Here is a 25,461-nt window from a genome sequence, read left to right as displayed (position 1 = left end):
GAGCTTGACTTGGGCATTACTTGTCTTGTTGCGGCTTGGATTTAGTATTGTCAAAATTTACATGTAATTTCTAATATGATACGTTTTTACCGTTAGCGGAGGAACTTATGTTGGGCGATGAGATCATCGATCAATGCCCATTCTGCAATGCCCCATGGGGTGTATGCGGTCATGCGTTGCTGCTTGCCGAGTGGGAAGCCGACGCGCTTGCCCGCGAATTGCAAGCCTCTGGCGAACAGCCTCAAGCCCGCGCGGTCGGGGATAGCGACAAGATGGTCAAGCCGACGAATGCCAGAGGCACCGGGCAAGCCCGCTAGCGGCACGAATCTGCCTTTGGTTGCCGAATTCACGGTGAATGGCGCGGTGGCGCGCGGCTTGCCGGCATGTCGCTGCTTTTTTTGACGTGTTCCCGGTAAAGTGTGTAGAGCCCGGATCCGATGACAATGATGCCGCCGATAGCCATGTAAATATCCGGAACTTCGCCAAACACCAGATAGCCAAGCATCACGGCCCAGATCAGGCCGGTGTAGCGGAAGGGCGCGATGAAGGAGATGTCGCCTTCACGCATGGCCATGATGATGCATTGGTAGCCGACCAACACCAGGCAGGCGGCGGTCGAGATCAGCCCCAATTGCAGTGCATCAACCGGCTCCCAGCCGCCCATCGGCCAGATCAGCACCAGTCCGGCCAGACAGACGGCCCCGGCCGTTACAGTTGACAGGAACAGCGACGGAATTGCCGGGTCTACCTTGCGGGTGGCGATATCGCGGGCGGAGGCGAAGATGACGGTTCCGATGATCATCAGCGAGTAGGGCGAAAACCCTTCAACGCCGGGCCGGACGATGATCAACACACCGGTAAAACCAACCAGAATTGCGCCCCACCGGCGCCAACCGACCGGTTCTGACAGGAACATTGCCGCGCCCATGGTGACCGCCAGCGGCAACGCCTGCAGAATTGCCGACGCATTGGCAAGCGGCACATTGGCCAGCCCGATGAGGAAAGTCACGGTGCCGCCCAGTTCGCCCACCACCCGCAGCGCTATCCAAGGATTGAGCAGCAGTCTAAGCGGGCGAAGCGCGCGCTTGTGGCGGGCCAGCAGATAGATCAGCAAGGTGGCAACGACACCGCGCAGAAACATCACCTGGGCGACGCTGAGATCGCTGGTCAGCAGCTTGACGATCGAATCGTTGCAAGTGAAGCCGGCCATCGACAGGGTCATCAATACGGCGCCGCGAATATTCGGTGACAAGGCCATGGGGTATCCGGAAATGGTCTGCGCGGAATCGCGTATCAAAAATTGATGCTATCATCGCTGGCAGGGTGAACACAGTCAAACAACGTGGGCGATTGATCACGTATATTGATCAGTCGCGCGCCTCGATCCAGCGATAGAGTGCAGGATCATCGCCATCAAGCAGGCTTCTGGCAACGCGCCGGCCGACGGCTGCGCCGAATTTGTAGCCATGGCCGGAGCAGGCGGAGACAATCGTGGATTTGCCGATACGCCGGGCCAGGAAATGCTCATCACGGGTAAAGGTATAGGCGCAGGACACCACATCGGTGACACGGTATTCATCAAGCCGGGCAAATGTCGGTGCGAAATAGCCCAGAATCTGCCGGGCTTCATTGGCGGCAACCTCGCGGTTCTGATCGGGCGGGCTCTTGATCCTGTGCCGACCGGTGCCGAATTTCAGGCCCGCGCCGCGTGCCGGCGGCAGCACATAGCCGTCGGACTCGCCACCGGTTTCAAGAATTACCGGGGAACCGGCCCAGCAATCGACCAGACCTGCCGGCGGTTCGAGATAGGCCACGGCCGTGCGCCATGGCGTGAGCTCCGATTCCAGCGCGGGAACAAGGTCGAGCACCCAGGCGCCGGCGGCAATGACAATGCGGTCAAACTGGTGAATTTCGCCGTCACCGGTCCGGACTTCGCCGGTTTCATGATCGACTGAGCTGATCTGGGTATGGTCTCGGACGCTGCAGCCATGATCTGTCAGCCATTTTGCCAGATCCGCGGCAATGTGCCGGCACATCAGTGTGCCCCCCTCGGGGCTGAAGGTGACATCGCGCACATTTTTGGCATTGAGGTAGGGATAGCGCCTCACGGCTTCGGCGCCGGACATGGTTTCATGCGGGTCGTTCTGGTCGGCAAGCCCCTGGCGCATGGTGTCGCCCATGTCGCCTTCGTAAAGCGAAACCAGCAGGAAGCCGCTGGCCAGAAGGTGGCTGCGTCCGAGATCGTCCCACATTTCATCCCAGGCTTCATAGGCCTCGGTGATCCGGCGCTGATAGCCGCCCTGGCTGCCATAGGCGCGGCGGATGATGCGATGGTGATCGCCCGATGCGCCCAGCGGATTGGGAATGGCGCCGCGCTCGAACAGGGTCGTTTCGATACCTGCCTTGGTCAACGACCAAGCGGTGGAGAGGCCGGCGATTCCGCCACCAATCACGGCAACACGCATGAAAACTCCAGTAAAATCAGCCGCCGGTCACGCTCATGTGGCGCGAGACAGCCGGCTGCCTGGTGGTGCGATCGATGATGAAATCATGGCCCTTTGGCTTGCGGCCGATGGCTTCATCAATAGCGTCCGACAGCAGTTCATTGCCTTCGGAGGCGCGCAGCGGCGCGCGCAGATCGGCGGCGTCGTTCTGGCCCAGACACATGTACAGCGTGCCGGTGCACGTGAGCCGGACGCGGTTGCAGCTTTCGCAAAAATTATGCGTCATTGGGGTGATGAAGCCGAGCTTGCCGCCGGTTTCGGCTACCTTCACATAACGGGCGGGGCCGCCGGTGTTGAAGGGAATATCTTCAAGCGTGAACTGGCGTTCGAGGTTGGCGCGAAGCAGCGAAAGCGGCAGATACTGGTCGGTCCTGTCCTCGTCGATCTCGCCCATCGGCATGGTTTCGATCACGGTCATGTCCATGCCCTGGCCGTGGGCCCATTTGAGCATTTCAGGGATCTCGGTGTCGTTGAAGCCCTTGAGCGCCACCGCGTTGATCTTGATGCCGAGGCCGGCCTGTTGCGCCGCCTTGATGCCCTCGAGAACCTTGCCGAGTTCGCCCCAGCGGGTGATCTTGCGGAACTTGTCGGGATCAAGCGTGTCGATCGAAACGTTGATGCGGCGCACACCGCAGTCATACAGTTCGGAGGCAAAGCGGGTGAGCTGCGAGCCGTTGGTGGTCAGTGTCAGCTCATCCATGCGGCCTTCATCGATGTGGCGGCCGATCTGGCGGACCAGTTGCATGATGTTCTTGCGCACCAGCGGCTCGCCACCGGTCAGGCGGATCTTGCGTACGCCCTTGTCGACAAACGCGGTGCACATGCGGTCGAGCTCTTCCAGCGTCAAAAGATCTTTCTTGGGCAGGAAGGTCATATTTTCCGCCATGCAATAGGTGCAGCGGAAATCGCACCGGTCGGTTACCGAGACCCGCAAATAATTCACCGTCCGGCCAAACGGGTCGATCATGGTCGGAGCTGCGGCTGAGGCGTCAGACATTCGCATTGATCCTTTGCAATGTTGTCATCACTGTCGTCATCCATCGCGCTTACGTCAAGTCAAAGCGTGCGGACGGGGTGGGCATTTCGCCGCTCCACCTTGTGCAGTCCTCTGATCCCTTCTAGATCAGGCAAGATGACCGAGGGAAGGTGGGCAAAATGAGCGAACATGACAAAGTCTGGCCGAAGGAGTTGCGGGTTTCGCCAGATCGCAGAACCCTGACTGTCAGCTTTACCGATGGGCGGTCCTATGCGATCGAAGCCGAATTGCTGAGGGTGCGTTCACCATCGGCCGAAGTGCAGGGCCATTCGCCCGCGCAACGGACAACGGTTGGCGGCAAATCCGAAGTGACGATCACCAAGGTGCACCCGGTCGGCAATTACGCGGCACGGCTGGCGTTTGACGATGGCCACGACACCGGCATCTTTACCTGGGATTTCCTGTCCGAGCTTGGTGAAGCCAAAGACGAGCGCTGGGCCGAATATATCGCCGAGCTGGCCGACAAGGGCATGTCGCGGATTTTCTGACCGCTGCGCCAATGTGCGCGGCATGCATCAGCTCTTACCTGACGCGGTTATGCGTTGCGGGTTTTGATCCGAGGCAATCGATCCGGCTTCGTCAGGTGCGGTCAGTTCATTGACTATCCGGGACATGACGTCGCCGATCAGGTGGCATTCCTCGGCAGTGGCGTTCGTCATGGTGCGGTCGATCAGTTCTGATTGAATGGCAATCGCGTTTTTTGTCAGCTCTTTTCCTTCTTCGGTGAGTTCAAGCCGCAGCACTCGCCGGTCTTGCGGATCGCCGCGGCGCACCAGCAGCCCTCGTTTTTGCATTTGCGGCAACAGCATCGACAGGTTCGAGCGTCCAACCAACAGCTTGTCGGCGAGGTCCTGCTGGGAAATCCCGGGCGTCCGGAACAGGTTGATCAGGATATCGAGATGTGGCGGCTTGATATCAAGCGGTTGCAGTTCGCGCGCCAGGGTCTGCCCCATCACGTGGCAGGCGCGGGCAACGGCCACCCAGTTACGAAACCGTGGATTTTCCCAGGGGTAGGCTTGCTTTTTGTTCATAGTTGTACAATTCTGTTCATGGATGAACTAAACGAGGTTCTCACTATGGCATCTCTTTTCGAAAAGGTCACCCGCACCGGTTTCCGGGTGCTGGGGGCGCAATCGCCTGAAAAGGCGGGGGAACTTGCGTTCTGGTTGTTCTGTCGGACGCCGCCGGTCAACCCGAGACGCAAGAAGGAACGCGCGGCAATTGCCAAGGCTCGGGGCCGTATGGCTGAAGCGGAAATGACTCGGCTGACGACTTCGAGCGGATCTGTCGCCACGCATATGTTCAGACCTGCGGCCGACCGGGCCGATGGCAAGCGGGTGCTGATCGTCCACGGTTACGGGTCTCGGTCCGATCACATGGTGGCGATGGCAGATGCGTTGGTGGCGACCGGCAAGACGGCGATATGTCTCGACCTGCCCGGACACGGGGCGTCATCGGGGCGCAGGTTGCATCTGGGCACGGCGGTGGAGGCAATCGACGCGGCCTGGCGCCAGCATGGTCCGTTTGCAGCTTTCGTCGGCCATTCATTCGGCGGGCCATCGGTGATGGCGGCAGCAGCCGGTGCGATTCTGCATGTGCCGGCGCGAGTACCCGACCGGATTGTCACCATCGCCGCGCCATCGGACATGGGCGATGTGTTCATCTGGCTTGGCAAACGGCTCGGACTTGGCGCGGCTGCTCAGCGGGCTTTCGAGCGTCAGGTTTTCCGTGTTTCGGGCCGTCCGTTGTCGGAGTTCCGGGTCGACCGGATGCTGCATGATGTGCGGCTGCCAATGCTTGCGATCCATGCCGAGGACGACAAGGAAGTGGCTTTTTCCAACGCCGAAGCGATTGCGGCAATCGGACCGCACGTGCAACTCGTCAAGGCCAACGGGTTCGGGCACCGGCGCATTGTTTCGGCCAAGCCGGTGATTGCGGCGGTGGCGGAGTTTGTCAGTTCAGGACGCCCGGGCGCGGAGATTGTCGATTTACCGCTCTGCGGCGGGGAGGGCACCAATACTGCATCCGCGGCACAAAGCCCGACCAAGAGAAAATGTGCATGACTGTCATCGGCTGATATCAGTTGATGCCGACCGCCCAAGTGCTGGTCGTTGGGCTAACAAAAAAACCGGCCAGTGGCCGGTTTTTAAGTGTCCCTTTGTCGTCCGTTTAGTTGCGAACGACCACCTTGGTGCCGATCTTGACCTGATCGTAGAGATGGGTGACGTCGTCATTGGCCATGCGGATGCAACCCGATGACATTGCCTTGCCGATGGTCCAGGGCTGGTTGGTGCCGTGAATCCGGTAGATCGTCGAGCCGATATACAAGGCGCGGGCGCCTAGAGGATTGTCCGGGCCGCCCTTCATGTGGGCGGGAAGCACCCGGCCTTCCTGGCGCTTGACGCGATCACGCATCACCTGCGGCGGAGTCCAGCCCGGCCATTCGGCCTTGCGGGTCACGCGGTTCTTGCCCTGCCAAGTGAAGCCGTCGCGACCGACGCCGATGCCGTAAGCCATCGCCTTGCCCTTTTTGACAACGTGATAGAGCCGGCGATCAGACGTATCGATGACAATGGTGCCGACCGGATGGTTTTCCTTGAAGGAAACCATTTTGCGCTTGATCGGGGACTTATCCGAGCGGCGGTGCTTGTTGTAATTTTCCGAGGGTGGAAACAGGATCTGCAGCAACGACCTCGATTCCGTGGTCGTCTGGCTGGCAGGTTGGGCTTGCACGGCTGCGGGCACCATCAGGCTCAAGGCGAGGAATGCGGAGGAAATCAGGCGTTTCATGTCGAGATCCAGGGCTGGTGTTGCAAAAATCTACTGCGGTCTCACACCAGCCTGTAAACCGGCAGTCCAACCGTCTGCGACAATCGGTAGCTGCTTCGCGTCCATCTGTCCAGCATAGTGGCGAAAATGTGGCGGAAGTTTTCGGTCATTACGCGCTTAAATCGAGGATGAACAGAGTGACTCGGCCTGCGCCCCAGCCAGTGATCGAGCCAGTATCAGCCCTTGTAGAGCATCCAGTTTTTTTCAAATTCCTGGTTCAGTTCCGGTCTGTAGACCTGGAAGCAGTTGCGGCCGGAATTCTTGGCGGCGTAAAGCGCGACGTCGGCCTTGTTGTAAAGTTCTTCGGCGCTTTCGGCGTCGCTGGCCATGCAGATTCCGAGCGACAGGGTGACCGGACCGTAGTCAACGCCGGTCTTCTGGTTCTTCAGCGGTGTCGTCTTGACCGCGTGACGGATGCGTTCGGCGATCTCCATTGTCACGTCGAGGCTGGTATCATGCAGCACCACGGCAAATTCTTCGCCGCCGGTGCGGGAGATGAATACGTCTTTGCGCAACGTGCTCTTCATGACCGCGGCAACGACGCCTAAAACCCGGTCGCCGACTGGGTGGCCGAAAGTGTCGTTGAATTTCTTGAAGTGGTCGATATCGGCGACGATCAGCGCCTGATACATGGCGCCGCGCCGATCATCATAGATCCGTGCCAGCATCTCATCAAATGCCCGGCGGTTGGCCAGGCGGGTGAGGGGGTCGGTGTTGGCAATGCGCTTGTATTCGTCGAGTTCGAGCTTGACCTGCTCCATCTCCTGGGCGCGCTCGACCATGTGTTCGACCACGACCTTGCCCTTTTCCATCGTGTCGCCAGTGGCGTTGGTGAGCATGCCTATGACATTCGAAAGGATGTCGGCGCTGGACGCGCTCTTGGTGGATATCCGGTGGTAGGTTTCACCCAGTAACTTGGAATAGCTTTCCAGCGATGACTGTTCCTGCCTGAGCAGGCGCAGCATGGCTTCCAGTTCACCGGTGATCTTGGTGTGGGCGCCTTCAACAACATTTGTGCGGTGATGATGCGGAAAGTGCTTCTTTCCTATTGCGTCAAGTTGATCCTGACCGGGTGCGCGTCCCAGCGCATCGAATTCCCGGCTCAGTGATACATTGGAAGCATTGAGCGCTTCATAAACGAGCTCGTAGTTCCTTGGTAGGCCCGAGATCCCGCGCCGTCGCATGGTCGCAAGGACCATTGTCGCTGTGTCCAGCGTCTGAACCTTCTTTGCTGCGGTTGCAAGCATGTTTTGTCCCCAAGCAATGCTTTCTAGCACTTCGTGGATTATTATTACGGGACAAATGTTCGTGAATTGTTAATCGCAATCCGACAGACGCGCAGCCTGCGGAGGCCCGGTCGGGCCTGCGCTGCGGTTATAATCGGGGGGTGGTTACCCCAGGTTGAGTTCCTTGAAGAAGTCGTTGCCCTTGTTGTCGATGACGATGAAGGCCGGGAAATCCTCGACCTCGATGCGCCAGATTGCTTCCATGCCCAGTTCCTCGTATTCGACGACTTCGACATTCTTGATGCAATCCTGGGCGAGACGGGCAGCCGGTCCACCGATTGAGCCGAGATAAAAGCCGCCGTGCCGGGCGCAGGCCTCGCGGACTGACCGCGAGCGGTTTCCTTTCGCCAGCATGATCATCGAGCCTCCGAAAGACTGGAATTGGTCGACATAGGAATCCATACGACCGGCGGTGGTCGGACCGAAGGAGCCTGAGGCGTAACCCTCGGGCGTCTTGGCGGGGCCGGCGTAATACACCGGATGGTTCTTGAAATAGTCAGGCATCGGCTCGCCGGCTTCCAGCCGTGCCCTGATCTTGGCGTGAGCGAGATCGCGGGCCACGATGATGGTGCCGCTGAGTGACAGCTGGGTCTTGATCGGATGCTGCGACAGATCGGCCAGCACGTCGGCCATTGGCCGATTGAGGTCGATCTTGACGACGTGGGCTGAAAGCTTGGCTTCATCGATTTCAGGCAGGTATTTTGACGGATCGGTTTCCAGTTGTTCGATGAAGACGCCGTCGCGGGTGATCTTGCCCTTGGCCTGGCGGTCGGCCGAGCAGGATACGCCGAGACCGATCGGCAGCGAGGCGCCGTGGCGGGGCAGGCGCACAACCCTGACGTCATGGCAGAAATACTTGCCGCCGAACTGAGCGCCAACTCCCATCTGCTGAGTCAGCTTGTGAATCTCGGCCTCCATTTCCAGATCGCGGAACGCGTGGCCTGCTTCCGAGCCCTGGGTCGGCAGTGCATCGAGATATTTGGTGGAGGCGAGCTTGACGGTCTTCAGGTTCATTTCGGCGGAGGTGCCGCCGATGACGATCGCCAGATGGTAGGGCGGGCAGGCGGCGGTGCCGAGCGTGAGGATTTTCTCGCGCAGGAATTCGATCATCCGGTCATGGGTCAGCAGTGACGGGGTGCCCTGATAGAAGAAGGTCTTGTTGGCCGATCCCCCACCCTTGGCGACGAACAGGAATTCGTAGCTGTCGGAGCCTTCCTCATAGATGTCGATCTGGGCCGGCAAATTGGTGCCGGTATTCTTCTCTTCAAACATCGATAGCGCGGCAAGCTGTGAATAGCGCAGGTTCCTGCGCTCATAGGCATCCCTGATGCCAGCAGCCATTGCTTCGTAGTCGCCGCCCTCGGTCCAGACCCTGCGGCCCTTCTTGGCCATGATGATTGCCGTGCCCGTGTCCTGGCACATCGGCAGCACACCGCCGGCGGCGATATTGGCGTTCTTGAGAAGGTCGAGCGCGACAAAACGGTCGTTCTCTGTGGCTTCGGGATCTTCGAGGATCTTTGCCAGTTGCTCAAGGTGGGCAGGGCGCAACAAATGATTGATGTCGCCAAAAGCCTGCTCGGCCAGCATCCGCAGCGCTTCCGGTTCGACGGTCAGGATGTCCTGGCCGCGGAATTTTTCAAGGCCGACGTGTCCATCGGACAGCTGCCGCCATTGTGTTGTGTCGGGTCCAAGGGGGTAGAGATCGTTTGCCACGAGATGCCTTTCGGGTCGTCCTGCTGATGCCGGGGTAGGGGTTGGGTATTAAGGTCTACACCGCCCGAATGCAATTGCCACATGGACCGAACCGGCTCGCCCGGCTTCATACGCAGCTCGCTGCATGCGCGAGTGATGTCTTCAGCCTGTGACGCGCGGTGATATCAACGACGCGGCAATTGCCTTGATTGATGCGCCCCCGCATTCTTTATTTCGTAACCATGATTTGTTAGGTTCGCCACGATTTGATTTAAACGCCCGGATATTTGTCCGGCACAGGGATTTGGGTTGGGCATGACTTTCAGGATGCGTGCGGGCGTGGCGATGATCGCCGTTGCGGTTACTTTCACCGGCGTTGTGGCGTCAACACCGCCGGTTCAGGCGCAAGGACTGCTCGACGTCCTGTTCAAGAGCCCGGCCCAGCGCCAGCGCGAAAAAATGGCGCGGCAACGGGCCAGGCAAGAGGCCGCTACACCAGCTCCGGTTCCTGTCAAACCCGTCGCCAGGATCAGCGGTCCCAGCTACCGCACCTATCGTGCCGACAAGATCGTGCAGGTTGATTTCAGCAAGATGGCCGATCCGGTGGTCACCGGTGCAATCGGCGATATGACGCTCTCGCCGCTGGGTCTGGACCCATTTGCAGAGGGACGCGCGGCGCTGGCGGATCTTTCGATCAAGGCTCTGCCAGAGGCGGCCAAAGCGGTGGTGGCGCATTATTCCGAGCATCCCGCCTATATGTGGGTGTCTGGTACAGCGGTGACCGACCATGCCCGTGCCGTCGTTGAAGTCCTCAACAATGCCGATGCCGTTGGCCTGTCGGCGGCGGACTACAAGGTGGAATTGCCCGACGATGCGTTTGACGTGGCGCAAGGCGGGGCGCGCCAGCGCCAGCTGATGACTTTCGAAATGCAGCTGTCGACGGCGGTCGCTAATTACATTCTCGATGCCAGCCGTGGCCGCGTCGATCCCAACCGGATTTCCGGATATCATGATTTCAAGCGCAAGAGCCCTGACCTGACGGCCCGGCTCGAGGCCCTGTCCAAGTCCGCCGATCCCGCCGAAGCGCTGTTGGCGCACAATCCGCAGGGCGCGCATTTTGAAGCGCTTGCAGCCGAGCTGAAACGGTTGCAGGATCTTGATGAGGGAGATCGTATCGAGATCTCCGAGAATTTATTGCTCAAGCCGGGCCAGTCAAACCCGGAGCTTTCCAATGTGATGGCGGCGATCGCCAAGAAGGCCAGTGACGCACTCAAGGTAGACCACGCGCTGGTGCTTGCGAGCTACGCCGGCAAACCCGGCTACGATAATGAGATCGTCGACCTGGTCAAAGGTTTCCAGAAAGAAGCCGGCCTCAAGCCCGATGGCGTGGTCGGTCCGGTAACGCGGCGGGCGCTGGTGGGCATCTCCAATGCCGACAAGATCGAAAAGGTCCGGCTGGCGATGGAGCGGGCGCGCTGGCTGCCAGGTGTGCTGGCCTCGCGCCGGGTGTTCATCAACCAGCCGGCCTATACCGCGACCTATTACAATGGCGGCAAGAGCGAGCTTTCGATGCGGGTGGTGGTCGGCAAGAAGTCCAACCAGACCAACTTTTTCGATGACGAGATCGAGCTTGTCGAGTTCAACCCCTATTGGGGCGTGCCGCAGTCGATTATCATCAACGAGATGTTGCCGAAGCTGAGGCGCGATGCGTCCTATCTTGACCGTCTCGGCTATGAGGTGACAGTCGGGGGCCGGGCGGTGTCGTCAAGCTCGATCAACTGGAACGGAGTGGGCCGCGGCAGCGGTATCGGCGTGCGTCAGCCGCCAAGCAACGGCAACGCGCTCGGACAGTTGAAAATCCTGTTTCCCAACAGCCATGCCATCTACATGCATGATACCCCAAGCAAGTCGCTGTTTGACCGCGATACCCGCGCATTCTCCCATGGCTGCATCCGGCTGCAGGATCCGCGCGCCATGGCCGCCAAGGTGCTCGGCACCTCCGTCGACCAGGTTGGCAGCTATATTGCCGCGGGCCAGAACAAGCAGGTTCAGGTGCCTGAGAAGTTCCCGGTGCATGTGGCCTATTTCACGGCATGGCCGGATGATGCGGGCACCGTGCATTATTATGCCGACATCTATGGCCGTGATGGCTATCTGCGCAAGGCGATCGATACCACCGAAAAGGTGCGTGCCGGCGTCTAAGGAAATCAGCTTTTGGCCGACGACATCGCAAGCGCCATGGATGGTGCTGCGTGGGCGGAGCTTTGGGCTCTATTCCGATTTTGTATCTGAAGTCCCGGCGTTGCATGACTCGCCGCTGGGGTCGGGACCGTCCATCAGGATGTCGGGAGCAGCCACCTTTTCCAGTTTGGCGCGGTTGGTGATGATCACCCGGGTGCCGTCAATGGTGACGCCATCGTCGTGCAACGACTTGATGGCGCGTGAAAAACTCTCCGGCGTCATGCCGAGATAGGACGCCAGCAGCCGTTTTTCCACCGGAAGAACAAAGCTTGCCGTGTTTCCTGCCACGCGTACCTGACGGGCGATGTAAGCGGCGACGCGCTCGCGTGAACTGCGCAGCTTGATGCCCTTGGCATGGCGCACGACCGCGCGGTAGCAATCGGCCAGTTCGTTGATGGTTGCCAGCGCGAATTCCTGATCCTGTCGGAACGCAGCGCGCAGATCCTGGGCGGGAACCAGAATGATGCTCGATTTTTCCACGGTCCGTGCCGACATCAGATAGGGAGCGTCCCTGATGCAGGCGGCGAGGATGAAGGTGGAAACCGGCCGCACCACTGCCAGCGTGGTCTCGCGGTCCTGCCACCGCGCGTAAAGCTCGACCGTTCCATCCATGACGATGTGCAGAAAGTCGGCCGAATCGCCTTGGTGAATGAGATCAAGCTGCGCCGGGAAAGCCTGCGCATAGGCTGCCTGCATCAATGCGTCGAAGTGCGGCTGGGCCATCGTCCGGAACAGCGGAAGCTCGCGAATCTCTGGTTTGTCTTGATCGCGCATGGGCCGTTCTCCCGTGTGACGTGGCTGCCAGAATTGTTGTCGGAACCAGTCATTTGCTCACAATAGAGTTGATATTTGTCAGGTGTGCAACTGATATTATCGTTCTCCAATTTCGATAAAATACAATTCCGGGTCGATTGTGCATCGCGTCATTGGAGCGATTGATCTGTATCAAATCCGTGCGGTGATTGCCGTGGATTTTATCCTTCAACCGGCCCCAGGGCCGTTGTCGGAAACAATCCTGCGCAGGTTTTTCCTGCGCCGCCCCGCGGAGACAATCAATGCTGGACAAGGTGAAAGTATCGGACACGGAGCGCACACGAGCGCTTGGATTGAGCACGGTCGCCTTTACCGCCTGTTTTGCGGTGTGGACGATCTTCTCGATCATCGGCATCGAGATAAAGGCAGAGCTTGGGCTCAGCGAGTTCCAGTTCGGTTTGCTGGTCGCAACGCCAATTCTCACCGGATCGTTGACCCGTCTGATCCTCGGGGTCTGGACCGAACAATATGGCGGGCGCATCGTCTTTACGGCGCAGATGCTGCTGACAGCGGCGGCGACCTGGATGCTCACCTGGGCCTCGTCCTACACGATGTATCTCATCGCAGCCCTTGGCATCGGTCTGGCCGGTGGTTCCTTCATCATCGGCGTGGCTTATGTGTCGCGCTGGTATGATGCAGGAAAACAAGGCACCGCGCTCGGCATCTTCGGCGCCGGCAATGTCGGCGCGGCGGTAACCAAGTTCGTCGCCCCGTTCGTTATGGTTGCCTATGGCTGGCAGGGAGTTGCCCATGTCTGGGCCGCAGCGCTGGCGCTGATGGCAGTGGTGTTCTACGTCTTTGCCAAGGACGATCCGGCGCTGGTGGCGCAACGCATATCCGGTCGCAAGTCACCCTCGCTGGCTGAGCAGTTCGCGCCGCTTAAAAACCTTCAGGTGTGGCGTTTCTCGCTCTACTATTTCTTCGTTTTCGGCGCCTTCGTGGCACTGGCGCTGTGGATGCCGCATTACCTTGTTGACGTCTATCATCTCGACATCCGCACCGCGGGCATGTCGGCGGCGGCGTTCTCGCTGTCGGCGTCCCTGTTCCGGGCCTATGGCGGGCACCTGTCTGACCGGTTCGGCGCGCGCTCGGTGATGTACTGGACCTTCGGTTTCTCGCTGGTGCTGCTGTTCATGCTGTCCTACCCGCCAACCGACTACGTGATCCAGGGCAAGGACGGCCCGATCGCCTTCTCGACGCAGATGGGGCAGTGGCCGTTTGTCATCACCCTGTTCGTCCTCGGCTTCTTCATGAGCCTCGGCAAGGCGGCGGTGTTCAAGCACATCCCGGTCTACTACCCCAACCATGTTGGCGCCGTCGGTGGACTGGTCGGCATGATCGGCGGACTCGGCGGTTTCGTCTTGCCGATCAGCTTTGGCGCGTTGCTCGACCTGTCAGGTATCTACACCAGCTGCTTCGTCTTGCTGTTCGTCATCGTCGCCATTTCGCTGGCCTGGATGCACCTGACCGTGCGGGCCATGGAGCGTGCGGCGCAGGGAGCCGAACTCGACCGGCTGCCGCAACTGCCCGAAATGCAGGATATCCACGATCCCGAGGCGCAAGGACAGACGCGCGTGCTGCAGGAGTGGAAGCCCGAGGACCCCAATTTCTGGGAGCAGAAGGGCCGTCGCATTGCGCGGCGCAACCTGTGGATCTCGATCCCGGCGCTGTTGTTGGCGTTCTCGGTCTGGATGGTCTGGTCGGTCGTGGTGGCACGGCTGCCGGCAATCGGCTTTAACTTCACGCAAGGCCAACTGTTCTGGCTGGCTGCGCTGCCGGGCCTGTCAGGCGCGACCCTGCGGATCTTCTACAGCTTCATGGTGCCGATCTTCGGCGGCAGACTGTGGACGACGCTGTCGACTGCATCGCTGCTGCTGCCAGCCATGGGCATCGGCTACGCCGTGCAAAATCCTGAAACACCCTATCTGATCTTCCTGGTTCTGGCGCTGCTCTGCGGCTTTGGTGGCGGCAACTTCGCCTCGTCGATGGCCAATATCGCCTTCTTCTATCCGAAGGCGGAAAAGGGCAATGCGCTGGCGCTGAATGCGGGGCTCGGTAATCTCGGCGTCTCGGTGATGCAGTTCGCAGTGCCGATTGCGATTACCACAAGCGTCTTCGGCGCGCTCGGCGGTCAGCCGCAAACCATGTCGGATGGCGGCCAATTGTGGATGCAGAACGCCGGCTTCATCTGGGTGCCGCTGATCATCGCCGCCACTATCGCTGCCTGGATCGGCATGAACGACATTGCCGACGCGCGGGCTTCGATCAAGGAACAGTCGATCATCTTCAGCCGCAAGCACAACTGGATCATGTGCGTGCTCTACACCGGTACCTTCGGCAGCTTCATCGGTTATTCTGCGGGCTTCCCGCTGCTGACCAAGCTGCAGTTTCCTGAAGTCAACGCGCTGCAGCTGGTCTTCCTCGGGCCGCTTGTGGGTGCCTTGTCGCGCGCCGGCACCGGCTGGATCTCCGACAAGTTCGGCGGCGGGCGGGTCACCTTCTGGACCTTCCTGGCAATGATCGTGGCTGTGTTCGGGGTGATCTTCTTTATCGGCATCAAGGAACAGCCAGGCGCGTTCTGGGGCTTCTTCGCCTCGTTCATGGCGTTGTTCTTCCTCACCGGTGTCGGCAATGCGTCGACCTTCCAGATGATCCCGGTGATCATGGCGCGCGAAGTGCCGCGCCTGATGAAGGGGCTGTCGAAAGACGAGGTGCTCAAGCAGGCCGGACGGGAAAGTGCGGCAATCATCGCCTTTACCTCGGCGATTGCCGCCTATGGCGCCTTCTTCATCCCCAAGGCTTACGGCACCTCGATTGCGCTGACCGGCGGACCGGCCGCGGCGCTCTGGGGATTCCTCGCCTTCTACGTGATCTGTGCGGTGCTGACCTGGGCCTACTACACCCGGCGCGGCGGGCTTCTGTTCGAAGTCGAGCGCAATGTTTCAGCCGCACCCTTAGCAGCCTGACCTGAAAGGAACCCGCAAGATGAGCCATCTTCTTGATCGCCTCAACTTCTTCGCCAGCAAGCGTGTCGACACATTTTCCGACCGTCACGGCGAGACCACCAACGAAAGCCGCGATTGGGAAGATACCTATCGCAACCGCTGGCGGCACGACAAGATCGTCCGCTCCACCCACGGGGTGAACTGCACCGGGTCATGTTCCTGGAAGATCTATGTCAAATCCGGCATCGTCACGTGGGAAACACAACAGACCGATTACCCGCGCACCCGGCCGGAACTGCCCAACCACGAACCGCGCGGTTGCGCCCGCGGCGCCAGCTACAGCTGGTATCTGTACTCGGCCAACCGGGTGAAGACCCCGCTGGTTCGCGCCCGGCTGATGAAGATCTGGCGCAAGCTTCGCGAGACCCAGTCGCCAATCCAGGCCTGGACGACGATCCAGTCGGACCCGGCATTGCGCGCCGAGTATGTCACCAAGCGCGGCAAGGGCGGGTTCGTGCGCGCCACTTGGGATGAGGCCACGGAAATCACCGCCGCAGCCAACGCCTATACAGTCAAGAAACACGGCCCGGACCGGGTGTTCGGGTTCTCGCCGATCCCGGCGATGTCGATGGTCTCCTATGCAGCAGGCACCCGCTACCTGAGCCTGCTCGGCGGCACCTGCATGTCTTTTTACGACTGGTATTGCGATCTGCCGCCGGCCTCGCCACAGACCTGGGGCGAGCAGACCGATGTGCCTGAATCGGCTGACTGGTATAATTCCGGGTTCCTGATCCTATGGGGCTCGAACGTGCCGCAGACGCGCACACCAGACGCGCATTTTTACACCGAAGCACGTTATCGCGGCACCAAGTCCGCGGTCATCTGCCCAGACTATTCGGAAGCTGCAAAATTCTCCGACATCTGGCTCAACGCCAAGCAGGGCACCGATGCAGCGATGGGCATGGCCTTCGGCCACGTCATCCTGCGCGAGTTCCACCTCGACCGGCAGGCCGAGTATTTCGAGGATTATTGCCGCAAATATTCCGACATGCCGATGCTGGTCCAACTCGACAAGCGTGGCGGTTCCTACATTCCCGGCCGGCAATTGCGCGCGTCGGACTTTGCCAAGAAACTTGGCCAGAACAACAATCCCGAATGGAAGACCGTCGGCATTGATGACACCACCGGTGATGTTGTGGTCCCCAATGGCTCGATCGGCTTCCGCTGGGGCGAAGAGGGCAATTGGAACCTTGAGGAAAAGGCCGGTGACGCTGCGATCAAGCTGCGCATGAGCCAGATCCTCGACAGCGACCATGACGACGTGGTCGGCGTCGAATTTCCTTATTTCGGCGGGGCCGCAACCAACGGCTTCGCGGTCTGCGATCATCCTGATGTGCTAACCCGCAACGTGCCGGTCAAGAAGATCAAGCTGGCCAATGGCAAGACCGCCATGGTCGCAACCGTGTTCGACCTGTTGTGCGCCAATTACAGCCTCGACCGCGGTCTGGGCGGTGCCAATGTCGCCAAGTCCTACGACGAGGATGTGCCGTTCACCCCGGCCTGGGCCGAGAAGATCACCGGCGTTCGCCGTGACAAGATCATCCAGGTGGCGCGCGAATTTGCCGACAATGCCGAGAAGACCAACGGCAAGTCGATGGTCATCATCGGGGCAGGGACCAACCACTGGTACCACATGGACATGACCTACCGTGCGGTCATCAACATGCTGGTGCTGTGCGGCTGTGTGGGCCAGTCCGGCGGCGGCTGGGCGCATTATGTCGGTCAGGAAAAGCTGCGCCCGCAGACCGGTTGGACACCGCTGGCGTTTGCGCTCGACTGGGCACGTCCGCCGCGGCACATGAACGCGACATCGGCCTGGTACGCGCATACCGACCAGTGGCGCTACGAGACGGTGACTGCGGCGGAAATTCTCTCGCCAACGGCACCCGAGGGTGACTGGAAGACGCTGAGCCTGATCGACTACAATATCCGTGCCGAACGGATGGGCTGGCTGCCCTCGGCACCACAGCTTAAGACCAATCCGCTGGAAGTTGCCAAAACGGCCAAGGCAGTGGGCAAGGATGTGGCGGCCTATGTTGCCGAGCAGCTCAAGTCGGGCGGGCTGGAAATGTCCTGCGAGGATCCGGATGCCCCGGAAAACTGGCCGCGCAACCTGTTCGTCTGGCGTTCAAACCTGCTTGGTTCGTCGGGCAAGGGGCACGAGTATTTCCTCAAGCATCTGCTTGGCACCGATCACGGCGTGCAGGGCAAGGATCTTGGCGTTGAGGGCCGGCAGAAGCCGACCGAGGCGAAGTGGCACGAAGAGGCTCCGGAAGGCAAACTCGATCTGCTGGTGACCATCGACTTCCGCATGTCGACCACATGCGTCTATTCCGACATCGTGCTGCCGACGGCCAGCTGGTACGAAAAGGACGACATGAACACGTCCGACATGCACCCGTTCATCCACCCGCTGCAGGCGGCGGTGGACCCGGCCTATGAAAGCAAGACGGACTGGGAAATCTTCAAGGCGATCGCCAAGAAGTTCTCCGAGATCGCGCCGGAAATCCTCGGTGTTGAAACCGATGTTGTGCAGCTCGCGCTGCACCACGACACGCCGTCGGAACTGGCACAGCCTTCGGTGCTCGACTGGAAGCAGGGTCAATGCGACCTCATTCCGGGCAAGACAGCGCCGGCTTATGTCACCGTCGAGCGGGATTACCCCAATATCTACAAGCGCTATACCGCGCTTGGCCCGCTGATGGACAAGGTCGGCAATGGCGGCAAGGGGATTACCTGGGACACCAAGACCGAGGTTCATCACCTTAAAGAGCTCAACGGCACAGTCACGGAGGAGGGCGTCACCAAGGGGCTTGCGAAAATCGACACCGCGATCGACGCCTGTGAAGTGATCCTGATGCTGGCGCCGGAGACCAATGGCGAGGTGGCGGTCAAGGCCTGGGACGCGCTTGGCAAGCACACAGGCATCAGCCACCGGCATCTGGCCGAGGCCAAGGAAGACGAGAAGATCCGCTTCCGCGACATCGCCGCCCAACCGCGCAAGATCATCTCGTCACCGACCTGGTCGGGGATCGAAAGCGAGGAGGTCTGCTACAATGCCGGCTATACCAATGTCCATGAGCTGATCCCCTGGCGCACGGTGACCGGTCGTCAGCAAATCTATCAGGATCATGAATGGATGCGCGCCTTTGGCGAGGCATTCGTGACCTGGCGACCACCGGTGGACACCAAGTCGACCGGAGCGGAGATCAACATCTCCGGTCGTGACAGCGAGCCACATGTGGTGCTCAACTTCATCACCCCGCACCAGAAATGGGGCATTCACTCGACCTATTCCGACAACCTGCTGATGCTGACGCTCAACCGCGGCGGCCCGGTGGTGTGGATTTCCGAGGTGGATGCCCGCAAGGCAGGTCTGGTCGATAATGATTGGGTCGAGGTCTACAACTCGAACGGCGTTCTCACGGCGCGTGCGGTGGTCAGCCAGCGCATCAAGGAAGGCACGCTGTTCATGTATCACGCGCAGGAAAAGATCGTGAACACGCCGGGATCGCAGATCACCGGCAAACGCGGTGGCATCCACAATTCGGTGACCCGCACCACGCTCAAGCCGACCCACATGATCGGCGGGTACGCGCAGCTCTCCTACGGCTTCAACTACTACGGAACCGTGGGCTCCAATCGCGATGAATTCGTCATCGTACGCAAAATGACAAAGGTCGACTGGCTGGATCGCCCGGCCGCCAAGGTGGAGGCAGCAGAATGAAAGTCCGCGCACAAATCGGCATGGTGCTCAATCTCGACAAGTGTATCGGCTGTCACACCTGTTCGGTCACCTGCAAGAATGTCTGGACCAGCCGCGAAGGCGTCGAATACGCCTGGTTCAACAATGTCGAAACCAAGCCCGGCATCGGCTATCCCAAAGATTGGGAAAACCAGAAACGCTGGAATGGCGGCTGGACCCGGACCAAGGGCGGCAAGCTGCATCCCAAGCAGGGCGGCAAATGGCGGATCCTGGCCAACATCTTCGCCAACCCGGATCTGCCCGAAATCGACGATTTCTACGAGCCGTTCGATTTTGATTACGACCATCTGAAATCAGCACCGGAAATGGAGGCGTTTCCGACCGCGCGCCCGCGCTCGAAAATCTCCGGCGAGCGGATGGAAAAGATCGAATGGGGTCCGAACTGGGAAGAAATTCTGGGCGGCGAATTCGCCAAGCGCAGCCAGGACTACAATTTCGAGGGCATCCAGAAGGAAATCTACGGCGAGTATGAAAACACCTTCATGATGTACCTGCCGCGGCTGTGCGAGCATTGCCTCAACCCGTCTTGCGTGGCCTCGTGCCCATCCGGTGCGATCTACAAGCGCGAAGATGACGGCGTGGTGCTGATCGACCAGGAAAAATGCCGCGGCTGGCGCATGTGCGTCTCGGGCTGTCCCTACAAGAAGATCTACTACAACTGGGAAAGCGGCAAATCGGAGAAATGCACCCTGTGCTATCCGCGGCTGGAATCGGGCCTGCCGACGGTCTGTTCGGAAACCTGCGTCGGCCGCATCCGCTATCTCGGCGTCATGCTTTATGACGCAGACAAGATCGCTCAAGCCGCTGCCACCGAGAACGAGAAGGATCTCTATGACGCCCAGCTTGGCGTTTTCCTTGATCCCAACGACCCCGAGGTGATCAAGGCGGCACGCGCGGAGGGTGTGCCCGAGGACTGGATCAAGGGCGCGCAGAATTCGCCGATCTGGAAGATGGCGATGGAATGGAAGATCGCCTTCCCGCTGCATCCCGAATACCGCACGCTGCCGATGGTCTGGTACGTGCCGCCGCTGTCACCGATCCAGAACGCAGCGGAAGCCGGCGCGATTGGCTCGATCGACAACATGCCGGATGTGCGTTCGCTCCGGATCCCGGTGCGCTACCTCGCCAACATGCTGACGGCGGGTGACGAGGAGCCGGTGATTGCAGCACTTGAGCGGATGATGGCGATGCGCGCCTACATGCGCTCCAAGACTGTCGATGGCGTCGTCAATCTCGGCGTCGCCAAGCGGGTCGGGCTGACACCGCAGCAGATCGACGAGATGTACCAGCTGATGGCAATTGCCAATTACGAAGACCGTTTCGTCATTCCCACCACGCACCGGGAAATGGTCGAGGACGCCTATGACCTGAAGGGCGGCTGCGGCTTTACCGACGGCAATGGCTGCTCCACCGGCACTTCGACCGGCAAGCTTTTCGGCGGCGGAAAAACCTTCCGCTCACCCACGGAGTTCATCGCATGACCCGCACTTTCAAAGCCCTGTCAGCGCTGCTGACCTATCCATCGACCGAATTGCAGGAAGCAATCCCTGCCATTCGCGAGGTGTTCGCATCCGAACCGATCCTGACAGCCGACGCGGTGGCGGCAATCGAGCCACTGCTGGCCGAGTTCGAGAGCCGCGACATCTACGATCTGCAGGAGCGCTATGTGTTGCTGTTTGACCGGTCGCGGACGCTGTCGCTCAACCTGTTCGAGCACATCCATGGAGAGGGTCGCGATCGCGGCGGCGCCATGGTCGACCTGCTCGAGACCTACCGGGCCGAAGGCTTCGATCTGGTCGGTACCGAGTTGCCGGACCACCTGCCGGTGCTGCTCGAATTCGCTTCGACCCTGCCGCTGCCGGCGGCGCGCGAAATCCTTGCCGACGCCGGCCACATCATCGCGGTGCTGGCCGAGCGGCTGACGCGGCGGGAAACGCCCTATGCGGCGGTGCTGACAGGCCTGTCGCAAGTGGCGCAGGCCTCGACCGAGACCGAAGTGGCGCAGGCGCTGTTGTCCGAGCAGGACGATGATCCGGAGGATCTGGAAGCGCTCGACGCGGTCTATGAGGAGGCGATGGTTACCTTCGGCCCAGATCCCAACGCCGGCTGCCCGATCACCCGTGACATTCTTGCCCGTATGGACGTGCCCGCGCGGCCCGCCAACGCCTGAGGCGAAAGGACGAACATCATGAACTACTTTCTTTTCGGAGTTCTTCCCTATCTGGCGCTCACCGTGCTGATCATCGGCTCGATTGCGCGTTACGAGCGTGATCCGTTTACCTGGAAATCATCGTCGAGCCAGCTGTTGCGGCGCAAGCAACTGGTGTGGGGCTCGGTGCTGTTTCATGTCGGCGTGCTGATCGTGTTCTTCGGCCATCTGGTCGGCATGCTGACCCCGGTGGAAATCTTCCATCTTCTCGGCATGAGCTATGGCTTCAAGCAGGTGCTGGCAATTGTCGTCGGCGGCATTGCCGGCGTCATGGCGCTGGTGGGCGGCGCAATGCTGTTGCACCGGCGGCTGTTTGACCCGCGCATCCGGGCCAATTCATCCTTCGCCGACACCGGCATTCTGGTGCTGCTGGTGGCTCAGCTGGTGCTCGGCATGGGCACCATTCTGGCGTCGATCCAGCATCTTGATGGCAGCGAGATGGTCAAGTTCATGATGTGGGCGCAGGGCATCTTCACCTTCCGTGCCGGCGCCTGGGAACTGGTGGCCGATGTGAACTGGATCTACAAGCTGCATATCCTTCTCGGGCTGACAATCTTCATTCTGTTTCCGTTCACCCGGCTGGTGCACATGTTCTCGGTGCCGGTGCGCTACGTGCTCAGGCCCGGCTACCAGATTGTCCGCACCCGCAAGTACAAGACACAGATGGGACCCAAGGCATGAAACAGACATTTACCGATATCAGCGTCAATGGCGAGCCCATCTCTCCGAAGCTGATCGCCACCGAGGCGCAGAACCATCCGGCGCCGAAGGGCAAGCCGGGCAGGGCCTGGATGGCGGCGGCGCGGGCGCTAGCTGTCAAGACCATGATCCTGCAGGAAGCCCGCCGTCGCGAAATCGTCGCCGAGCCGCTGGAACTGGCGCCGGGGCAATGGGAAACCGATGACGAAGCGCTGGTGCGGCAGTTGCTGGAGGTCGCGGTGGTGCCCGAGGTACCAACCGAAGCGGCACTGCGCGCCGTCTACGAAGCCAATCCGGAACGGCACCGCGCCCCCTCGCTCTATGAAGCGGCGCACATCCTGTTTTCGGCACGGCCCAAAGATGTGGTGGCGCGCAAGATTGCAAAGGATAAGGCTACCGCGGTTCTGGCCGATATCCTTGCCAAGCCGAAGAGCTTCGACGGTCTGGCGCGCGACCATTCAGCGTGTTCGTCGAAAGCCAATGGTGGCCGCCTCGGCCAGATCGCGGCCGGCGATACCGTGGCCGAGTTCGAAGCGGCGCTGAAGCTGCTGTCGGAAGGCGAGATCGCGCGTGAGCCGGTGGAAAGCCGCTACGGCTTTCACATCATCCGGCTTGATGCTAAGGCCGAGGGCAAGGTGCTGCCGTTTGAGGCGGTGGAACCGGCGCTGAGGACTGCGGCGGAGAAAGCGGCCTGGGTGCGGGCCAGCCGCGCTCTTGTCGAAAGCCTTGCCGCGCAGGCCGAGGTGACCGGGATAAATCTCAGGGCGGCGTAAATGTCGCGCTGGGTATCGGTAGGTATAATGGGTGCGGGGTGAACCCCGCGCCGCCGCCCGTCCGGGCGCGCAAGGAGATATGACGATGGTGATTGGCTTTGTCCGAACCCCTGATCGTGGTCTGGCTGACCAGTTGCTGCACACATTTGCCGACCGGCTGCTGGCCGATGGCCTCAAACTGGCCGGCGTGGTGCAAACCAACTCTGAACGGCCTTGTTCGCATCTCTGCGACATGGATGTGCGGGTGCTGCCCGACGGACCGGTGTTTCGCATCAGTCAGGTGCTGGGCGAGGAATCTCGCGGCTGCCGGCTCGATCCGGCCGCACTTGAAGAGGCGGTGGTAAGGGTCGAGGCAGGGCTTGAGCTGTCGCCAGATCTCCTGATCCTCAACAAGTTCGGCAGGCACGAGGCCGAAGGCAAGGGATTTCGGCCGCTGATCGCCGAAGCGCTGGCGCGCGACATCCCGGTGCTTCTTGGCGTCAACGGGCTCAATCTTGAGGCTTTCGAGGCCTTTGCCGGTGATTATGCCGAGGAGGTTGCAGCCGACGCCGCTAGCCTGGCGACCTGGTTTGACCAGCTGCAACGCCGCGCTGCCTGAAGGGTGTCCCGCGCCGGTTTGATGTCTGTCACAGTAAAGGCTGATGTTCTCTGCTAGAAATATCGGGGTCGCCGGGCCGGCGGTCGGATAAATCGCGGAGCAATACCCAGATGAAAATTGGAATCGTCGGAACCGGAATGGTCGGCAGTGCGGCGGGCTACGCCATGGCTTTGCTGGGCGTTGGCACCGAAATCGTGCTGGTTGACGCCAATCCCGCCTTGGCCCGCGCCCAGGCGCAAGACATCGCCCACGCCACGCCGTTTGCGACCACGGTGGCGGTGCGCGCCGGAGAGTATGCGGACCTCAAGAATGCCGCGGTGGTGATCATTGCCGCCGGCGTCAGCCAGAAACCCGGTGAAAGCCGGCTGGCGCTGCTCGAGCGCAATGTCGCGGTGTTCCGCTCGGTTATTTCAGGCGTCATGCAGGCCGCCCCCGAGGCGATCCTGCTGATTGCCACCAATCCGCTCGACGTGATGACCGTTGCCGCCCAGCGTATCTCTGGCCTGTCGCCGGAACGGGTGATCGGCTCGGGCACCATTCTCGACACCGCCCGGCTCCGGAGCCTGCTTGGCGACCACCTGGGCATCGCGCCAAATTCGGTGCACGCCTATGTGCTCGGCGAGCATGGAGACAGTGAAGTGCCGGTGTGGTCGAGCGCGATGGCCGGCAGTGTGCCGATCGTCTCGTTTGCCCGGCAAATCGGCCGGCCGCTCGATGAGGCTACGCGTACCCGGATCGCCGATCAGGTGCGTGGCGCCGCCTACACCATCATCGAGGGCAAGGGGGCTACCTGGTACGGCATCGGCGCGGGGCTCGCCCGCATTGTCCGCTCGATCATCGATAACGAACGCACGGTCTTGAGCGTCTCGCAGGTGAGTGATGAGATCGAAGGCGTCAGGGACATCGCCCTGTCGCTGCCGCGCATCATTGGCCGCGAGGGCGTGCTGGCAACGCTGATGCCGGAGCTCGACGAGACCGAACGTGCGGCGCTGAAACGCAGCGCCGAGGTAATTTCGGGATTTACGTCGAAGCTTGAGTTTTGACGCGGGGTCAGATCTCGCTCGTCACAACCTTCTCCAAAAATGCGGCCGCAGTTTCTTTCGAGCACAGTTCCGTGGCTGGCGTCAGTACGGCCGATCCTGCGGCCGCGACGCCGTGGCGGACGGCGTCGCGGAAGCTGCCGCCGCGCGACAGTTCAAGCGCGATGGCTGCGACCATGCTGTCGCCGGCGCCGATGGCGCTCAGCGTTTCGATCTTCGGTGGCTGGCAGAAGAAGCGCTCGTTGGCCGATACGCCGACGGTGCCTTTTGAGCCCATCGACATGACCAGGCGCTCGGCAACGCCGGCGCGCACCAGTTCAAGGCCGTAACCGGCCAGTTCAGCAGGCGTCGCGAAAGTGCGACCCGACACGTCGGTGGCTTCGGCGCCGTCCATCCTCAGCAGCGCAAAAGGCGGGCCGGAATTGACGGCGGCGGCTTCAAGCGCTGCGCCGGAGGTGTCGAGGATCAGTTGCGCGCCGTTTTTCACCGCGGTGCGGTTGATGGTCGAGGCAATGTGGGCGGGCACGCCTGGAGGAACGCTGCCGGACAGAACGATGATGCCGTGTGCAGCTAGATGCGATCCTATTTCAGCGAGCAGGGCAGTTGTCTGCTCGGACGGCCAGGGCGGGCTGGGGAGCTGGAAGCGATACTGCTTCCGGCTGGTTTCCTCAAGCACGGCGAAGGACTGTCGGGTGTTGCCGGCCACGGCAAGGGCCACCACGTCGATGGCTTCGGATTCTAGCATCGCCTTGAATGTACTGCCGGTGTCGCCGCCCAGCGCCACAAAGGCTTTCGACTGGCCACCGAGCCGCGAGATGGCGCGGCTGACATTGACGCCGCCGCCACCGGGATCGTAGCGCGGCGGCTCGCAGCGCAATTTCGGACCGGGGACCACATGGTCGACCGAGGTCGACACATCGAGGGCCGGGTTGAGCGTGATGGTGAGGATGTCGGTCATGTTCGGACCATC

The 25,461-nt window shown here is 60.7% G+C and carries 21 protein-coding genes; 12 read left to right on the top strand and 9 right to left on the bottom strand.

Going from position 1 to position 25,461, the window contains the following annotated elements; all coding sequences use genetic code 11:
- The first annotated feature begins 107 nt into the window (after positions 1-107).
- Positions 108-317, top strand: a complete 210-nt coding sequence (locus ACK6D9_RS16030) for a hypothetical protein (RefSeq protein WP_412049252.1) — start codon at positions 108-110, stop codon at positions 315-317.
- Between the two features lie 29 nt (positions 318-346).
- On the opposite strand, the gene ACK6D9_RS16025 is transcribed toward ACK6D9_RS16030, so the two are convergent.
- The 3 genes from ACK6D9_RS16025 to moaA all read right to left on the bottom strand — a co-directional run bounded on the left by ACK6D9_RS16025 (position 347) and on the right by moaA (position 3,501).
- Positions 347-1,258, bottom strand: a complete 912-nt coding sequence (locus ACK6D9_RS16025) for a DMT family transporter (RefSeq protein ID WP_412049251.1) — start codon at positions 1,256-1,258, stop codon at positions 347-349.
- 109 nt (positions 1,259-1,367) lie between these two features.
- The gene (locus ACK6D9_RS16020; protein WP_412049250.1) at positions 1,368-2,465 is read right to left on the bottom strand and encodes an NAD(P)/FAD-dependent oxidoreductase; all 1,098 of its coding nucleotides are present in this window, start codon (positions 2,463-2,465) and stop codon (positions 1,368-1,370) included.
- Positions 2,466-2,481: 16 nt separating this feature from the next.
- Entirely contained in the window at positions 2,482-3,501 is a 1,020-nt protein-coding gene (gene moaA, locus ACK6D9_RS16015; protein WP_322987615.1) for a GTP 3',8-cyclase MoaA, read from the bottom strand.
- Positions 3,502-3,659: 158 nt separating this feature from the next.
- Between moaA and ACK6D9_RS16010 the strand changes: the two genes are divergently transcribed.
- Complete coding sequence (locus ACK6D9_RS16010; protein ID WP_322987614.1) at positions 3,660-4,028, top strand: DUF971 domain-containing protein; 369 nt, start codon at positions 3,660-3,662, stop codon at positions 4,026-4,028.
- A 27-nt stretch (positions 4,029-4,055) separates the two neighbouring features.
- On the opposite strand, the gene ACK6D9_RS16005 is transcribed toward ACK6D9_RS16010, so the two are convergent.
- Positions 4,056-4,571, bottom strand: coding sequence for a MarR family winged helix-turn-helix transcriptional regulator (locus ACK6D9_RS16005; RefSeq protein WP_412049249.1), 516 nt, complete (start codon positions 4,569-4,571; stop codon positions 4,056-4,058).
- Positions 4,572-4,616: 45 nt separating this feature from the next.
- On the opposite strand from ACK6D9_RS16005, the gene ACK6D9_RS16000 reads away from it, so the two are divergent.
- Positions 4,617-5,603: an alpha/beta hydrolase gene (locus tag ACK6D9_RS16000; RefSeq protein WP_412049248.1), complete on the top strand. Its 987-nt coding sequence runs from the start codon at positions 4,617-4,619 to the stop codon at positions 5,601-5,603.
- Between the two features lie 106 nt (positions 5,604-5,709).
- On the opposite strand, the gene ACK6D9_RS15995 is transcribed toward ACK6D9_RS16000, so the two are convergent.
- The 3 genes from ACK6D9_RS15995 to ACK6D9_RS15985 all read right to left on the bottom strand — a co-directional run bounded on the left by ACK6D9_RS15995 (position 5,710) and on the right by ACK6D9_RS15985 (position 9,368).
- Positions 5,710-6,330: a L,D-transpeptidase gene (locus tag ACK6D9_RS15995; RefSeq protein WP_322987611.1), complete on the bottom strand. Its 621-nt coding sequence runs from the start codon at positions 6,328-6,330 to the stop codon at positions 5,710-5,712.
- 215 nt (positions 6,331-6,545) lie between these two features.
- On the bottom strand, positions 6,546-7,616 hold the full coding sequence (locus tag ACK6D9_RS15990; protein ID WP_322987610.1) for a GGDEF domain-containing protein: 1,071 nt from the start codon (positions 7,614-7,616) through the stop codon (positions 6,546-6,548).
- A gap of 144 nt (positions 7,617-7,760) precedes the next feature.
- Positions 7,761-9,368, bottom strand: coding sequence for a fumarate hydratase (locus ACK6D9_RS15985; RefSeq protein WP_412049247.1), 1,608 nt, complete (start codon positions 9,366-9,368; stop codon positions 7,761-7,763).
- Between the two features lie 294 nt (positions 9,369-9,662).
- On the opposite strand from ACK6D9_RS15985, the gene ACK6D9_RS15980 reads away from it, so the two are divergent.
- Positions 9,663-11,549 (top strand): L,D-transpeptidase family protein, encoded by a 1,887-nt coding sequence (locus ACK6D9_RS15980; protein WP_412049246.1) that lies wholly within the window; start codon positions 9,663-9,665, stop codon positions 11,547-11,549.
- A 69-nt stretch (positions 11,550-11,618) separates the two neighbouring features.
- On the opposite strand, the gene ACK6D9_RS15975 is transcribed toward ACK6D9_RS15980, so the two are convergent.
- The gene (locus ACK6D9_RS15975) at positions 11,619-12,362 is read right to left on the bottom strand and encodes a cyclic nucleotide-binding domain-containing protein (protein WP_412049245.1); all 744 of its coding nucleotides are present in this window, start codon (positions 12,360-12,362) and stop codon (positions 11,619-11,621) included.
- A gap of 281 nt (positions 12,363-12,643) precedes the next feature.
- Between ACK6D9_RS15975 and ACK6D9_RS15970 the strand changes: the two genes are divergently transcribed.
- From ACK6D9_RS15970 to ACK6D9_RS15935, 8 genes are all read left to right on the top strand, one after another.
- The gene (locus ACK6D9_RS15970) at positions 12,644-15,367 is read left to right on the top strand and encodes a nitrate/nitrite transporter (RefSeq protein WP_412049244.1); all 2,724 of its coding nucleotides are present in this window, start codon (positions 12,644-12,646) and stop codon (positions 15,365-15,367) included.
- 19 nt (positions 15,368-15,386) lie between these two features.
- Positions 15,387-19,133 (top strand): nitrate reductase subunit alpha, encoded by a 3,747-nt coding sequence (locus tag ACK6D9_RS15965; protein WP_412049243.1) that lies wholly within the window; start codon positions 15,387-15,389, stop codon positions 19,131-19,133.
- The gene (gene narH / locus ACK6D9_RS15960; RefSeq protein WP_412049242.1) at positions 19,130-20,653 is read left to right on the top strand and encodes a nitrate reductase subunit beta; all 1,524 of its coding nucleotides are present in this window, start codon (positions 19,130-19,132) and stop codon (positions 20,651-20,653) included. The genes ACK6D9_RS15965 and narH overlap by 4 nt, the downstream gene beginning before the upstream one ends.
- Positions 20,650-21,342: a nitrate reductase molybdenum cofactor assembly chaperone gene (gene narJ / locus ACK6D9_RS15955; protein WP_267652967.1), complete on the top strand. Its 693-nt coding sequence runs from the start codon at positions 20,650-20,652 to the stop codon at positions 21,340-21,342. Before narH ends, narJ begins: the two co-directional genes overlap by 4 nt.
- An 18-nt stretch (positions 21,343-21,360) precedes the next feature.
- On the top strand, positions 21,361-22,062 hold the full coding sequence (narI, locus tag ACK6D9_RS15950; RefSeq protein WP_322987604.1) for a respiratory nitrate reductase subunit gamma: 702 nt from the start codon (positions 21,361-21,363) through the stop codon (positions 22,060-22,062).
- Positions 22,059-22,853 (top strand): peptidylprolyl isomerase, encoded by a 795-nt coding sequence (locus tag ACK6D9_RS15945; protein ID WP_412049241.1) that lies wholly within the window; start codon positions 22,059-22,061, stop codon positions 22,851-22,853. The genes narI and ACK6D9_RS15945 overlap by 4 nt, the downstream gene beginning before the upstream one ends.
- A gap of 85 nt (positions 22,854-22,938) precedes the next feature.
- The gene (locus ACK6D9_RS15940) at positions 22,939-23,451 is read left to right on the top strand and encodes a DUF2478 domain-containing protein (RefSeq protein WP_412049240.1); all 513 of its coding nucleotides are present in this window, start codon (positions 22,939-22,941) and stop codon (positions 23,449-23,451) included.
- A 110-nt stretch (positions 23,452-23,561) separates the two neighbouring features.
- Positions 23,562-24,494 (top strand): L-lactate dehydrogenase, encoded by a 933-nt coding sequence (locus ACK6D9_RS15935; RefSeq protein ID WP_412049239.1) that lies wholly within the window; start codon positions 23,562-23,564, stop codon positions 24,492-24,494.
- Positions 24,495-24,501: 7 nt separating this feature from the next.
- On the opposite strand, the gene ACK6D9_RS15930 is transcribed toward ACK6D9_RS15935, so the two are convergent.
- Positions 24,502-25,449: a 1-phosphofructokinase family hexose kinase gene (locus tag ACK6D9_RS15930; RefSeq protein WP_412049238.1), complete on the bottom strand. Its 948-nt coding sequence runs from the start codon at positions 25,447-25,449 to the stop codon at positions 24,502-24,504.
- Positions 25,450-25,461 lie beyond the last annotated feature (12 nt).

Origin of the sequence: Hoeflea sp. Naph1, assembly GCF_046837775.1 — a bacterium.
Lineage (GTDB): Bacteria > Pseudomonadota > Alphaproteobacteria > Rhizobiales > Rhizobiaceae > Hoeflea.
This window is presented reverse-complemented; position numbering and strand designations above follow the sequence as displayed.